We start from the raw sequence: 13,785 nt of genomic DNA on the forward strand, positions 1-13,785 counted from the left end.
TAGAAAAGGCGGGATTTGATTGACAGCAATTTGCCTAGTCAGACACGGAGAAACCGATTGGAATGCAGCAAAACGAATTCAAGGACGAACAGATATCCCTTTAAATGACACTGGTAAATGGCAAGCGGAACAAACCGGTCTTTACTTAAAAGATGCCCACTGGGATGTTGTCATTTCCAGTCCGCTATCAAGGGCAAAAGAAACAGCTCATTTGATTTTACAGCATGTACATGCACCGCTCGTGATCATGGACGATTTTATTGAACGTGACTATGGCGACGCTGAAGGCATGTCATTTGAGGAACGTCAGAAACTGTTTCCAAATAAACAGTATCCAAATATGGAACCACTATCGGCACTTCAAGATCGAATGCTAGAAGGTATCGAAAAAGTGAGAGCAACCTACCCAGATCAACGGGTACTAATCGTAGCACATGGTGCTGCCATCCATGCCTTACTCACCTCACTAGCTGACGAACATATGGGTATTAAGGATACAAGACTTGAGAATGCCTGCTTAAATTATGTGGAATGGACAGATGGTCAATGGAAGGTGAACGATTACAACGTGGTCAACCACTTAACACAATCTGCTCCTTCTTAAAGAACCTGTTTTCATAACAGGTTCTTTTTCATGTCAAAAACAATGATAAAATAATATTTTTTTATATCGAAATTCGAAATAGATGATAGCCTTTTCTACCTATTTTATGGCATTTCGGGTATCGAATGTTTATCCTCAAATGGATCATGAGAAAAAAAGCACGATTCCTTTTTAATAGAAAACCGTTAGAAATATAAAATAAACATATTTTACCATCAATTCCAAGCGACTTAATTCCCTATTTTTCGCTAGGACTTCCACAAAAATTCAGGTCTACTCTTATTTGCCTATCTCTATTAAACTGAAAATACAGAATAATCAAACGGATCATTCTAATAGACTACGGATGATTATTCTGAAATAAGAAAAAGGGATGTGGAATGTGCGTGAAAAAGAAAAATGTGATGACAAGTGTTTTATTGGCTGTCCCTCTTCTGTTTTCAGCAGGGTTTGGAGGCTCGATAGCAAATGCCGAGACTGCCTCAAAGTCAGAAAGCGAAAAAAGCTATATCGTTGGCTTTAAAGCTTCTGCCACCACAAACAGCTCTAAGAAACAAGCAGTGACACAAAATGGTGGGAAATTAGAAAAACAATACCGCCTCATTAATGCTGCACAAGTGAAGATGTCTGAACAAGCCGCAAAAAAACTTGAACACGACCCTAGCATTGCTTATGTAGAAGAAGACCACAAAGCAGAAGCATATGCACAAACCGTCCCTTATGGTATCCCTCAAATCAAAGCTCCAGCCGTACACGCTCAAGGTTATAAAGGTGCTAACGTCAAAGTAGCTGTCCTTGATACTGGAATCCACGCCGCACACCCTGACTTAAATGTTGCAGGCGGTGCTAGCTTCGTCCCTTCAGAGCCAAATGCCACACAAGACTTTCAATCACACGGAACTCACGTAGCCGGAACCATTGCTGCCCTTGATAACACGATTGGTGTTCTTGGGGTTGCGCCAAGCGCCTCCTTGTATGCCGTTAAAGTGTTAGATCGTTACGGCGATGGACAATACAGCTGGATTATCAGTGGTATTGAATGGGCTGTTGCCAATAACATGGATGTCATCAATATGAGCTTAGGCGGACCAAACGGCTCCACAGCGCTTAAAAATGCTGTAGACACAGCGAATAATCGCGGAGTAGTTGTCGTTGCCGCAGCAGGGAATTCAGGTTCAACTGGCTCTACTAGCACCGTTGGCTATCCTGCAAAATACGACTCTACGATTGCTGTTGCCAACGTGAACAGCAACAATGTCAGAAACTCATCCTCTAGCGCAGGTCCTGAATTAGATGTTTCTGCACCTGGTACATCGATTTTAAGTACAGTACCAAGCAGTGGATATACATCTTATACGGGAACATCGATGGCATCTCCTCATGTAGCAGGAGCAGCAGCGCTTATCCTTTCTAAGTATCCGAATCTATCGACTTCTCAGGTTCGTCAGCGCTTAGAAAATACGGCAACACCGCTTGGTAATTCGTTCTATTACGGAAAAGGATTGATTAACGTTCAAGCAGCTTCTAACTAAAATAAGTGTGACAAAAAAATCCGGCTAACTGAGCCGGATTTTTTATTTATTGCTTTTTCGATGTTTCCTCTTTTTTCGATGTTTCCTCTTTTTTCGCCGCTTTTTCCATATCGATGATTCTCTCCATCATCGTCGGGTGTCCATAGCGGAATATTTTCACTAAAAGTGGCGGATTGACTTGGGAAAGCCCTGATTTTGCAAGCTTTTGAAATGATGTTACCCCCGCCTCTCCATCTTTCGTCAAGTTCACGGCGTATTCATCAGCTGCACGTTCTTGATGCCTTGACACAGCATTTGTAAAAGGAGAAGCAGCAAATGACAGCATAGATACAATGATCAAAAGAAGCGGAAGAGCAGCAACGTCATATGGTGCCTTCAGACGAAATGGAGAAGCGCCTTTTTGGTAAAGGGAAAAATAAAGACGATCAATGGCAAAAAATCCAACCAGAGACAACACTAAATATCCTGCTAAACCAATATATACATGCTTCATCACGTAATGTCCCATCTCATGCGCCATGATAAATAAGATTTCACGGTCTTTCAGCTTTTGAAGTGTCGTATCCCACAAAACAATACGCTTATTTTCACCAATTCCTGTGACGTAAGCATTCATCGTGTTTGTTTTCTCTGACATGTTGACTTCATATACATGATCTGCTGGAATGTGCGCTTTCTCTGCAAGAGTTAATATCTTTTTCTCAAGCGCTTGATCCTTCAATGGGTAAAAATCATTGTAGAGTGGATCAATAACGACCGGCTGTATAAAGAAGAGAAATAGTGTAACTGGAACGGTTAAACACCAAGCATACAGCCACCAATATTTCCTTTTCTTTTGAATGAGCCAAAAGAACACAATCGCGCATAGAACAAGCAGTGGATATTGAATCCAAAAATCAAGCGTTTGGTCTTTTAGCCAACTTGCCGTGCTTTGTGCTGAAACACCGTAGTGCAAGGACAACTGGTAGCTCACCCACTTGACCGGCAATGTGATCAGCATCGTCAAAAGTGACAGCACAAACACATACACAAGTTTGCTCAAAAGATGAAAACGAGCTGCTGCCAAGCTCCAATCTGCTAATTTCCTTGAAAACCCTGAAATGAGCAAAAGGAAAAAGACATACCAATCTAAAGGAATTGTCATAAAGTACAACAGGTTACGAATGTTCGAGTAACTTCCACTAATCACAAGCTCATGGCTTGTCATAAATGTATGCGGGTCTGCACTTGTCCCTTTCACACTGTCAGGGACAGATGAATCCCCCATTAGAAATAAGTAAGAATAAATAAAAAGACCGTACAATATGTATGCTACCGTTGCAAGAGCTACCCATTTGCGTACTCGCACTGGTCAGCCTCCTTTCCATTTCTCTCTCTATTGTAATCACGCACGTTTTTGTTTAGAACCTGTCTCATGTGGCTCCATCATAGCATGCCCTATCTGAAAAAGCTTGAGTGAAAAAAATGATTATGCTGTTCAAAAATCGGAGAAACTAACCATAAAAAAGTGAGTTGGAGGTTCATCATGAAGAAAATCCTTGCAGGAATTGTGATCTTTGGGCTTTTACTGATTACCTTCTTTTATGTGTTCAGCCGGACAAGTGACATCTTCGATGAAAATCGAGCAGAGAAATTATTGCTTTCACCGACGAACCAGTCCATTTCTTATGAAATAGATGATAAAGATACAACTGAGGATCTAATTGAACAATTAAACAAAGGGAAACAAACAAGCAGCCATCTCAAAAAGAATGTAAAAAAGCCAGATTATATCGCCAAGGTCATGTTCGGACGGACAAATGGCACTTCTTTTCAGCTATGGACCAACCGCTCTCAAGTTGTTTTTTTAGTAGACGGCACCTATTATGAATTAAATCAAAAACAGTCAAATTCCTTTCGAAAACAGGTACAAGAAGCGATTCAAAAAGGAGCCTCTTCATAAGAAGAGACTCTTTTTTTATTTACTTGTTTCTGCTTGGTACTTATCCTTTAGCGCTCTTCTTAAAATTTTACCAGTCGTGTTTTTTGGAATATCATCAATGAAATGGATCGTTTGGGGCTGCTTATATTTCGCCAAATAGCGTGAACAATGTGTGATGATGTCTTCTTGATTGATGTGAGCATGTTTCTTAGGGGAAATGTAGCAGACAACAGCCTCTCCTGTGTTTGGATCGGGCACACCGATGACAACGGCTTCTGCTACAGCTTCATGTTGATAAAGCACTTCTTCTACTTCTCTTGGATAGACATTATACCCGCCAACGAGAATCATGTCCTTTTTTCGATCGACGATATAAATATATCCGTCTTCATCTCTTCTCGCCAAATCTCCTGTGTACAGCCAGCCATCTTTCAGTGCTGCTTCTGTGTCTTCTGGCATTTGATAATAGCCTTTCATAATGTTTGGCCCTTTTGCAATCAATTCTCCGACTTCGTTTGGTCCAACTTCCTCTCCAAGTTCATTCACGATCTTATTTTTCACATTCATAATATCAGTTCCGACTGAACCTGGTTTTCTTTTTCCATCAAGGGGATTGAATGCCGTCACTGGGGAAGCCTCTGACAATCCATAGCCCTCTAACACCGTGACACCGAACTTTTCTTCAAAACCGTGAAGTAAAGCAACAGGCATGGACGCACCGCCTGATATACAAATCCTCACCGACTTCATCGCTTCCTCATGACCTTCCTGACGATATAAATAGTTATACATGGTTGGAACACCAACAAATAGCGTTGGTTTTTCTTTCTCCATCATTCGTAAAAGCTCTGATGGGCTGAAATGCGGCAGGACATAGATGGTCGCTCCATGAATCAAGGGGGCATTCATACAGACGGTCAAACAAAACACATGGAACATCGGCAATGCAGCAATCACCTTGTCCTTCTCATCAATTGACAGGTACTCCGCAATGTCTCTTGCATTTGAATATAGGTTAACATGAGTGAGCATTGCCCCTTTTGGTTTTCCTGTTGTGCCAGATGTAAATAAAATAACGGCCGTATCGTCAGGTTGTATGGAAGGATGCTCAGTTTCCGGCGCATCTCCAGACACAAGCTTTCCGAAGAAAACAAGACGATCAGATACTTCTTTTAAACTTGACCTGCACGCAGATTCATTTTGTGCACAAATAATGACTCGTTCAATAGCTGGAAGCTGTTCATACACCTGCTCGTATATCGGCAGAAGCTGATCCGGTGCAACAATCCCTTTTACATCACCAGTGACCAGCATATAGCCGATTTCACTTGGCGTATATGTTGGATTGACAGGTACAACAACAAGTCCTGCCTTTAATGCACCAAAAAATGAAATCACAAAATGCGGTGAATTTCCTAAAATCAGCGCGATATGATCTCCCGCTTGAAACCCTTCGCTCACTAAACCATCTGCAAAACGTTCGATACTTGTCATCAGTTCTCGATAGGTCCACTTGTCCCCTTCAAAGATCAGTGCGACGTTCTCTCCCTTGGTCATCGCAGTCTGCTCAAGATTTTTGATCAAATCCATTCTCCCACCCCTTATACTTCATCAATGAATGAATAGCCATTCATTTTATGACCAAACATTCCTCCTTTCTATTATAATAGACAATCGAAAAAATCCACAAGATCAAATGTAAACCGCTTTCATCCCTTTCATTAGAAAAAGCACCGCTATCTCTAGCCGTGCTTGTCCTTGCTTAATAAATCAAATCCAGAAAATCTTCTTTTGATACGTTACCAAAATAATGGCGCATATCCATGTCTTCTAATACATCACTAATGGTTTTGCGATCATATTGCTGCCCAATGAGTCGTTTCTCAATATCAGCAATATCCCCTACACCGAAGAAGTCACCAAAAATTTTGCAGTCTTGAATGATGCCTTTTTTCACTTCTAATCGAAGATCAATCGATCCAGCTGGAAAACGCTTAGAGTGCTGCAAGTTAAACTTAGGTGAACGGCCGTAGTTCCATTCCCATTTTTGGTATCGATCACGAGAAATCTCATGAATCTTCTCCCAATCCTTTTCTGTCAGCTGATACTCAGGCACGTCTCCGTTCGTGTCAAAAATATAGCTTAAAAGAATTTTTCTAAATTCTTCTGTTGTCATCTTTTGATCCATCAGTTCACTAATATTCGCAACCCTGCTTCTAATGGATTTGATGCCTTTTGATTCGATCTTTTCTTTCTTCACATTTAATGCCGAGACAACATGTTCGATTTCTGAATCAAATAATAGGGTGCCATGACTGAAGATACGTCCTCGTGTAGCAAATTGAGCATTCCCCGAGATTTTACGTCCATCTGCCATGATGTCATTTCTGCCGCTTAATTCCGCTTTGACGCCAAGCTTTTCAAGCGCTTTGATGACTGGCTCGGTGAATTTTTTAAAGTTATGAAAGCTGTCCCCATCGTCTTTTGTAATAAAACTGAAGTTCAAGTTTCCTTTGTCATGGTAAACCGCACCACCGCCAGATAACCGGCGAACGACTTTGATGCCATTGTCTTCCACATATTTTGTGTTGATTTCTTCTATTGTATTTTGGTTCTTTCCAATAATAATAGACGGCTGGTTGATGTAAAACAGCAAATACGTTTCTTCTGGATCTAAATATTTTAAGCAATACTCTTCAATTGCTAAATTAATCATTGGGTCATAATGTTGCTCGTTATCGATAAACAGCATCTTTATCTTCCTTCCTTGTTCCATCTAAGCCCTGAATGGGCAAGCTGTATATTGCCAGTATATAACGCCTGTGCTTCATTGACTAGGTCTTTATGCCGACCGAAATGAGGCAGATGGGTGATGATGAGCTCCCCAACATTTGCTTCACTAGCCAGCTTCCCTACTTCAGTACTGTTCATATGTCCTGCACCCGATCCGTCTTGTCCGGCGTAAAAGTTGCTTTCGGCAATAAGTAAGTCTGTATCCTTGCTAAAAGGGATAAATGCATCTTGATAGCTGGAGTCAGCTGTATACACCACTACAGCCTCATTTGCCTGAATTCTCATCGCATAGCATTCTGCCGGATGAACCGTTTTCAAAAAATCAATTTGAAATGGTCCGATTTGAATGCCCTCTTCTGGGTGATAAGGTTTTGTCTTTGTATGTACATCATCAGAGAGCCGCTGAAATGCTGCTTGATCCCCGGTATGTCCGTAGATCGTCAGCGGACCACTGCTATTTCCTAAATGATAACCCACTAGCTTCGCATATTGGAGAGGTCCGATATCTGCAATATGATCGTGATGATAATGAGAAAGGAGTACAGCATCTAGTTCTTCTATATCAATGTATTGCTGAAGCTTTGACAGAACTCCACTCCCGCAGTCGACAAGCAGACGAAAACCATCTGATTCAAAAAGATAACCTGATGTGGCTTCACCAGCTGCTGGAAATCCTCCGTAGCAGCCAATCACGGTTAATTTCATCGTCATATTTCCTCCTTTTCAAAAAATCCCCTTCTTACAATATACCCATTTTTCATAAAAAAAGCATTCTTCTTGCCTATTGTTACAAAACAGATTGACAATTACCAATCTGTTATAATACAATGATAGCAATAAAACGTATTGGAGGATGACAAATGCTAGGAAAAATCACTGAGTTTTTTAGAAATTTGCCTTCAAAAAAATGCACAAAATGTGGAAATGATTTAATGGAACAGCACGAGTGTTACGGTAATGAATGTGAGGAATGCTCACAAGTAAGTTATCTTAAATAAGGAAATAAATAGAACAAAAAAGCACTTTTTTCCTCCTTCGTCAGTTGGAGTCAAAAGTGCTTTTTATTTTTTCTGAAAAATAGGTAAAAAGGTAAAACCCTTGGTACAGAAGGGTTTTTTAGTATTTTCATATGATGACTTTTAGTTCTGAAGGCACTTTTTATTGACTTAAAACAACGAAGGGGGTTCGAAGTGTCCATTTTTTCAAATAATTTTGTATTTTCTTAATATAATTTAATCGTGGACGAACCTCTTTAATTTTAGTTATACTTTAATTCATATATTAAAACTTAATATAATGGGAATATTCCTTTAATGAATATGTTAGGGAGGAAATCTATGAAAAAATTAAAATTTGGATTAGCTACTCAAATCCTAATCGGTCTTATTCTCGGTGTCGTGGTTGGTGCGATCTTTTTCGGTAACCCTGGTGTTGAGACATATTTAAAACCAATTGGAGACTTCTTCTTACGACTCATTAAGATGATTGTCATTCCGATTGTCGTATCTAGCTTAATTTTAGGTGTTGCAGGTGCGGGTGATGGTAAAAAAGTAGGGAAGCTTGGTTTTAGAACCATTCTTTATTTTGAAATTATCACAACGTTTGCGATCATCCTTGGTCTTGTGCTTGCGAACTTTGTTCAACCAGGTGCAGGCGTTGACTTTGGACATACAGAAAAACAGGATATTAGCCAGTATGTTGAAACGGAAAAAGAACAAAGCAGTAAATCAGTTGCTGATACGTTCCTTCATATCGTTCCGACGAACTTCTTCCAATCATTGGCGGAAGGTGATTTGCTTGCGATTATTTTCTTCACTGTATTATTCGCACTTGGCGTTTCAGCAATTGGTGAACGCGGCAAACCAGTGCTCGCCTTCTTTGAAGGTGTGTCACATGCGATGTTCCATGTCGTCAATGTTGTGATGAAAGCTGCACCATTTGGTGTGTTCGCGCTCATTGGTGTGACAGTATCAAAATTTGGTCTTGAATCTCTTGTTTCATTAGGTAAGCTCGTAGGTCTTGTTTATTTTGCGCTCGCTCTCTTCCTTATCGTTGTATTCGGAATTATTGGAAAGATGATTGGCGTCAATATTTTCAGATTTCTTGCTTACATGAAAGACGAAATGCTTCTCGCCTTTAGTACATCCAGCTCTGAAACAGTTTTACCGAGAGTCATGGATAAAATGGAGCGCATCGGGTGTCCAAAAGGAATTGTTTCTTTTGTTATCCCAATTGGTTATACGTTTAATCTAGACGGCTCCGTCTTGTATCAAGCCATTGCGGCGCTTTTCTTAGCGCAGGTATATGGCATTGACCTCACAATCGTACAGCAGCTCACACTAATCCTTGTACTGATGGTGACATCAAAAGGAATGGCTGCCGTTCCTGGTACATCCTTTGTTGTATTACTTGCAACACTTGGAACGATCGGTGTTCCTGCTGAAGGTCTAGCCTTTATTGCAGGTGTTGATCGTATCATGGATATGGCAAGAACCGTTGTCAACTTAACTGGTAATGCACTTGCAGCTGTCGTGATGTCTAAATGGGAAGGGCAATATGACCCTGAAAAAGGACACCGCGTGATGACTGGACAAGATGTACCTGAGCCAACACAACTTTCAAGCTAATCAAAAAGAACCCCGCGATGGGGGTTCTTTTTTTATACTGTGATTAATTTGCTTTGAACATAGTGGTACAGTAGATTGGCTGTATGAATCAATGAGTCTTCATGGGTTCTTTCAAAGGCATGCGAAGAGTCAATGCCAGGTCCAATCAGTCCATGAATGATATCATGCCCTGCTCGAATCGCTGCTGACGCATCTGAGCCATAATAAGGGTATATATCAAGGCGGTAATCGATTTTATTTGCCTCAGCTAATGCTGCTAGATGTTTGCGGAGACCATAGTGATAAGGACCGCTAGAATCCTTCACACATATCGACACACTGTATTCATCGGTTGATTGACCGTCACCGATGGCTCCCATATCAACGGCCAAATATTCCACCGTTTCTTCCGGGATATTCGAGTTCCCACCGTATCCGATTTCTTCATTATTTGAAATTAAGAAATGTGTCGTATGCGGCAATGTGATGTTCTCTGTTTGAATGCGGTGAATCAATCTCAGCAACAACGCCACACTTGCCTTATCATCAAGGTGTCTTGATTTAATAAAACCTGAAGACGTCACTTCCACTCTAGGATCAAATGAGATAAAGTCTCCTACTTGAATGCCGAGTGCTTGCACATCGTCTGCATTTTTCACTTTCTCATCTAAGCGAATCTCCATATTTTCTTGATTTCGCTTCGCTTTTCCAGCATCCTCATATACGTGAACGGACGTTTGATGCATCAGAATGGTACCTGTGTATGTACGGCCTATTACTGTTTCAATTTCACAATACTCGCCTTCTATCGAGTTATATTGAAAGCCTCCAATGAGTGCAAGACGCAGCCGGCCATTTGATTTAATTTCTTTGACCATCGCACCGAGCGTATCGACATGTGCTGTCAGCATGCGGTGTTCCTTGTCATCTGTTCCTTTTAGGGTGGCAATTAATCCGCCTTTTCGATTTCGCTTCGTTTCAATATGTAAATCTTGTAAAAAACGTTCGACAAAGCCAATCACTTTCTCAGTATTTCCTGATGGACTTGGGATTGACACAAGCTTTTGAATAAGCTGAACCGTTTCATTTACTTCCGTTGTCATTCGGCATATCCTCCTTCATCTAAAAGAAATTCTTTCCAAGCATGCCTTTTTTCAGCATCCTTCTTAAAATATATCGCTTCGGGTTCCTGATGTCTAATTTCTAATCAAAAAAACCTTTCTCATGGAAGAGAAAGGTTTTTCAATTAAGCTTCTTCTTGTTTCATTTTTCTTATGTTCCAAGCAAAGTATGCTGTTGTTGCAGCCATCATGATGATGGCTACTGTTCCAAGAATCGCTGCTTGGTGCCATAAATAACTGTTATCACCGCTTGCAATGATCGTTCTAAATCCGTTGATGGTATACGTCATTGGAAGCAGACTATGAATGACTTGGAAGAATTTTGGTACAAGCTCAAGCGGGAATGTACCCGCACTTGCTGCAAGCTGAAGAACCAAGATAATGACGGCAATGAAGCGACCTGGATTCCCCATCGTCGTCGCAAGAAGCTGAATGATCGCTAGGAATGTCAGACTGACGATGATCGCAAAGAGATAGAAGCGCCAGAGGCTTTCCACCTCAAGTCCAAGTCCAAAGATGAGCATGGAGCTTGCAATCACTGCCTGCAAGATACCGACTAAGAGGAGCACACTATATTTGCTGACAAACCATTCAAACGCATTTCTAGGGCGTCCTGCAGGATCTTTCATTGGGAATACAACAGTCAGCATAAGAGCTCCAACAAAGAGTCCCATTGATAAAATATATGGTGTGAGCCCTGTTCCATAGTTATCAATTTTTTTCGCTGTATCATTCTCTGTTTTGACTGGGCTTGCAATCATATTGTAATTGTCCTGCCCCGCATCAATGTCTCCTGTTTCATCTGCAGCGCTTTTTAGCTTATCAGAAAGCTTTCCAGTCCCACTTTTTAAGTCGCCTAATCCTTTATCAAGGGATTTTGACCCTTCAGCCAGTTTAGATGAGTTGCTTTGGATACTCGCTGATCCACTTTCTAGTTTATTCAATGCTGCACTAAGCTGGCTTGAACCGTTTGCCAGTTTATCCGCACCACTTTTCGCTGTATCAAGCTTTCCATTTGCTGTTTGCAGGCCATCTTGTAATTTCCCTTGACCCGTTTGAAGCTTCAGTGCACCTTGATACAATTTATTCGTACCGGATGTCATTTGATCAATCGCATTTTGTATGGCGACTGTTGATGTATACAGCTGTTCTGTTTTCTCTGGCAGCTGCTTGACTTGCTGTAGCTGTGCTTTTGCAGATGCAACCGCAGACTGAACTTCACTTGCGTCAGGCAGTTCCTGCAGCGCCGCTAAGCTTTGCTCAAGCCCAGACAAATCAGGCAGTTCGATTGTAGGAAGACTGTCTAGCTGATCCATTGCCGCCTTTTTCTCTTCATCTGTCATCGAGCTGTTTTGAATAATACTTTTTACTTTTGCATCTCGATTAGATAATGCTTCTTTTAAAGAAGCAAGTTTGTTACTAAACGTTTTTGCATCTTTTTTCACCTGATCAATCTTAGGCGCCATCTTTTCAAGATTCGCTAATTCAGGTGAAGACAATACTTTCTCCACAGCAGCGATTTTTTCTGAAAATGACTGTGCTTTATTGTTCAGCTGCTCAATGCCTGCTGTGAATTGCGGCATTTTAGAAGAAAGCTGCTCATGTCCTTCACGGCTTGTGTTTAACCCTTCGGTCAATGTATCAATTCCTGTGCCAAGTTCACCAAATTTCTGATCAATCGTTTGATAGCCTGTTAAGAGCTGACCAAGACCGCTATCAAGAGATTGAATTCCAGTGTTCAGTTCACCCATTTTTCCTGCAAACTGATGAACACCTTCGCTATACGTTAACGTTCCTTCTGCCAATTTCGCCAAATTGTCTTTTAACTTTTGGCTACCGTCTTTTGCGCTTTTTGTTCCGTCATCAATTTTCTTCGCTCCATCGCTTGCTTGATCTAATCCTTTTGCAATCGTTTTGAAGTTATCAAAGATGACCTCTGCATAATTTTCTGTGACTTCCTTTGAAACCGAATCTTTTAATTTGATAATGGCGTTATTCGCAATTTGAGACGCAGCATAGTTTGCGCCTGGATTCGTATAATATTTCAGATTCGATTTTTTCGGATGTTTGTCTAGTACTGTACTCGCATTTTTCGAGAAATCTTTCGGAATCTCGACGACGAGATAATAGTCTTCGTTATTTAACCCATTGATGGCCTTTTCTTCACTATCAACAAAATGCCATTTAAAACTATCGTTTTTCTTCAATTCCTTCACTAAATCATCGCCCACTTGAAGGGTTTTGCCGTCATAATGACTGCCTTCATCCAAGTTGACAACCGCTACAGGTAATTGATCAACTGTACCATATGGATCCCAGTAAGCTTTTAAAAATACACCACTATAAATCAGTGGAATAAATAAGACAGCTAAAATCGGGATCAGTAGTTTTTTGCTCGTCACAATGTCTTTCCATTGATTCCGAATTACATTCATTGCTGTTTTCCTCCCATTGGTGAATGACTAAATTAAGAATTCGGTCATTTGAACTTAAAAAAAATTATGTTGTTGCAGACAGTCCTTTTAGTACATAAAGCTCGAGCGATTCAGCGACCTCTTCTTTTGTTAAAGGCTCATATCGCTTTTCCCAGTCAAAAATAAGTGCAATATATAGTTTCACCATCACAAATGCCGTCAATTCAGGATCACAGGGCTTAATGTCGCCTTTTTCAATCGCTTCTTTTACTTTTGTTTTAATATAGCGAATGATCATCTGTTCCATTTTTTCAATCATTTCTTTCACTGCTGATGTGCCAAGCTCCGCATTTTCCTGAAAGATTTTAATTGTAAGCTGGTGGTTTTTTCGAAATTCTAATATTGCAAAGAGTGCTAAATGAAGGTTTTCTGAGAAACTATTCTTCTCATCTATTGCTTCATCTGCAATTTTCCTCATCTCCATTAACAGTGATGTGAAAATTTCATCGAACAGCTCTTCTTTGTTTTTGAAAAAAGTATAAATCGTTCCTTTTCCAACGTTGGCAAGCTTTGCTACAAGGTCCATTGTCGTGGCTTTATACCCGAACTGGGTAAATGCCTTTGTTGCTCCATCTAAAATCATTTGTCTCCTATCAACACTCATGATCTCACTCCCAAAATGACTATTTGAACGTTTCGGTCATTAAGTACAGAAAATAATATACCACATCTTTTTCCTCAGATGCAACAACTTTGTTCAATTTTATTATTCACCACTCTTTTCTAAACATACG

Annotated in this window: 12 protein-coding genes; 5 read left to right on the top strand and 7 right to left on the bottom strand. The window is 40.5% G+C overall.

Features of this window, described 5'->3' with window-relative positions; genetic code table 11:
* Positions 1-19: 19 nt before the first annotated feature.
* Positions 20-604, top strand: coding sequence for a histidine phosphatase family protein (locus ACRRMM_RS09045; RefSeq protein ID WP_017360298.1), 585 nt, complete (start codon positions 20-22; stop codon positions 602-604).
* A 386-nt stretch (positions 605-990) separates the two neighbouring features.
* Positions 991-2,136, top strand: coding sequence for a serine alkaline protease SapB (locus ACRRMM_RS09050; RefSeq protein ID WP_026050071.1), 1,146 nt, complete (start codon positions 991-993; stop codon positions 2,134-2,136).
* A gap of 46 nt (positions 2,137-2,182) precedes the next feature.
* On the opposite strand, the gene ACRRMM_RS09055 is transcribed toward ACRRMM_RS09050, so the two are convergent.
* Positions 2,183-3,484, bottom strand: a complete 1,302-nt coding sequence (locus tag ACRRMM_RS09055) for a M48 family metallopeptidase (RefSeq protein WP_342493410.1) — start codon at positions 3,482-3,484, stop codon at positions 2,183-2,185.
* A 177-nt stretch (positions 3,485-3,661) separates the two neighbouring features.
* Here ACRRMM_RS09055 and ACRRMM_RS09060 point away from each other — a divergent pair, with 177 nt between their 5' ends.
* Positions 3,662-4,078 carry a hypothetical protein gene (locus ACRRMM_RS09060; RefSeq protein WP_007497192.1) on the top strand — a complete coding sequence of 139 codons (417 nt, stop codon included), beginning with the start codon at positions 3,662-3,664 and terminating at the stop codon, positions 4,076-4,078.
* Between the two features lie 15 nt (positions 4,079-4,093).
* Here ACRRMM_RS09060 and ACRRMM_RS09065 read toward each other — a convergent pair whose 3' ends face one another.
* The 3 genes from ACRRMM_RS09065 to ACRRMM_RS09075 form a co-directional block, all read right to left on the bottom strand.
* Complete coding sequence (locus ACRRMM_RS09065) at positions 4,094-5,647, bottom strand: fatty acid--CoA ligase family protein (RefSeq protein ID WP_428828855.1); 1,554 nt, start codon at positions 5,645-5,647, stop codon at positions 4,094-4,096.
* Positions 5,648-5,819: 172 nt separating this feature from the next.
* The gene (locus tag ACRRMM_RS09070; protein ID WP_008348846.1) at positions 5,820-6,809 is read right to left on the bottom strand and encodes a lipoate--protein ligase; all 990 of its coding nucleotides are present in this window, start codon (positions 6,807-6,809) and stop codon (positions 5,820-5,822) included.
* 2 nt (positions 6,810-6,811) lie between these two features.
* Positions 6,812-7,555, bottom strand: a complete 744-nt coding sequence (locus ACRRMM_RS09075; protein ID WP_057079741.1) for an MBL fold metallo-hydrolase — start codon at positions 7,553-7,555, stop codon at positions 6,812-6,814.
* Between the two features lie 155 nt (positions 7,556-7,710).
* Here ACRRMM_RS09075 and yhfH point away from each other — a divergent pair, with 155 nt between their 5' ends.
* Complete coding sequence (yhfH, locus tag ACRRMM_RS09080; RefSeq protein WP_008359029.1) at positions 7,711-7,848, top strand: protein YhfH; 138 nt, start codon at positions 7,711-7,713, stop codon at positions 7,846-7,848.
* Positions 7,849-8,187: 339 nt separating this feature from the next.
* Positions 8,188-9,477, top strand: coding sequence for a cation:dicarboxylate symporter family transporter (locus tag ACRRMM_RS09085; RefSeq protein ID WP_008348850.1), 1,290 nt, complete (start codon positions 8,188-8,190; stop codon positions 9,475-9,477).
* A gap of 32 nt (positions 9,478-9,509) precedes the next feature.
* Here ACRRMM_RS09085 and ACRRMM_RS09090 read toward each other — a convergent pair whose 3' ends face one another.
* From ACRRMM_RS09090 to ACRRMM_RS09100, 3 genes are all read right to left on the bottom strand, one after another.
* Positions 9,510-10,559 carry a M42 family metallopeptidase gene (locus ACRRMM_RS09090; RefSeq protein ID WP_116306665.1) on the bottom strand — a complete coding sequence of 350 codons (1,050 nt, stop codon included), beginning with the start codon at positions 10,557-10,559 and terminating at the stop codon, positions 9,510-9,512.
* Between the two features lie 143 nt (positions 10,560-10,702).
* Entirely contained in the window at positions 10,703-13,012 is a 2,310-nt protein-coding gene (locus ACRRMM_RS09095) for a YhgE/Pip domain-containing protein (RefSeq protein ID WP_144610754.1), read from the bottom strand.
* A 64-nt stretch (positions 13,013-13,076) separates the two neighbouring features.
* Positions 13,077-13,655, bottom strand: coding sequence for a TetR/AcrR family transcriptional regulator (locus ACRRMM_RS09100; protein WP_007497184.1), 579 nt, complete (start codon positions 13,653-13,655; stop codon positions 13,077-13,079).
* Between the last annotated feature and the right edge of the window lie 130 nt (positions 13,656-13,785).

The sequence above is a fragment of the Bacillus sp. XT-4 genome (genome assembly GCF_050864245.1).
Classification (GTDB): domain Bacteria; phylum Bacillota; class Bacilli; order Bacillales; family Bacillaceae; genus Bacillus; species Bacillus altitudinis.

Bases quoted from the DNA above. Each gene is read 5' to 3' on its own strand.
- ACRRMM_RS09060 (WP_007497192.1), top strand. From the start codon at position 3,662: ATGAAGAAAATCCTTGCAGGAATTGTGATCTTTGGGCTTTTACTGATT.
- ACRRMM_RS09065 (WP_428828855.1), bottom strand. From the start codon at position 5,647: ATGGATTTGATCAAAAATCTTGAGCAGACTGCGATGACCAAGGGAGAG.
- ACRRMM_RS09070 (WP_008348846.1), bottom strand. From the start codon at position 6,809: ATGCTGTTTATCGATAACGAGCAACATTATGACCCAATGATTAATTTA.
- ACRRMM_RS09075 (WP_057079741.1), bottom strand. From the start codon at position 7,555: ATGAAATTAACCGTGATTGGCTGCTACGGAGGATTTCCAGCAGCTGGT.
- yhfH (WP_008359029.1), top strand. From the start codon at position 7,711: ATGCTAGGAAAAATCACTGAGTTTTTTAGAAATTTGCCTTCAAAAAAA.
- ACRRMM_RS09085 (WP_008348850.1), top strand. From the start codon at position 8,188: ATGAAAAAATTAAAATTTGGATTAGCTACTCAAATCCTAATCGGTCTT.
- ACRRMM_RS09090 (WP_116306665.1), bottom strand. From the start codon at position 10,559: ATGACAACGGAAGTAAATGAAACGGTTCAGCTTATTCAAAAGCTTGTG.
- ACRRMM_RS09095 (WP_144610754.1), bottom strand. From the start codon at position 13,012: ATGAATGTAATTCGGAATCAATGGAAAGACATTGTGACGAGCAAAAAA.
- ACRRMM_RS09100 (WP_007497184.1), bottom strand. From the start codon at position 13,655: ATGAGTGTTGATAGGAGACAAATGATTTTAGATGGAGCAACAAAGGCA.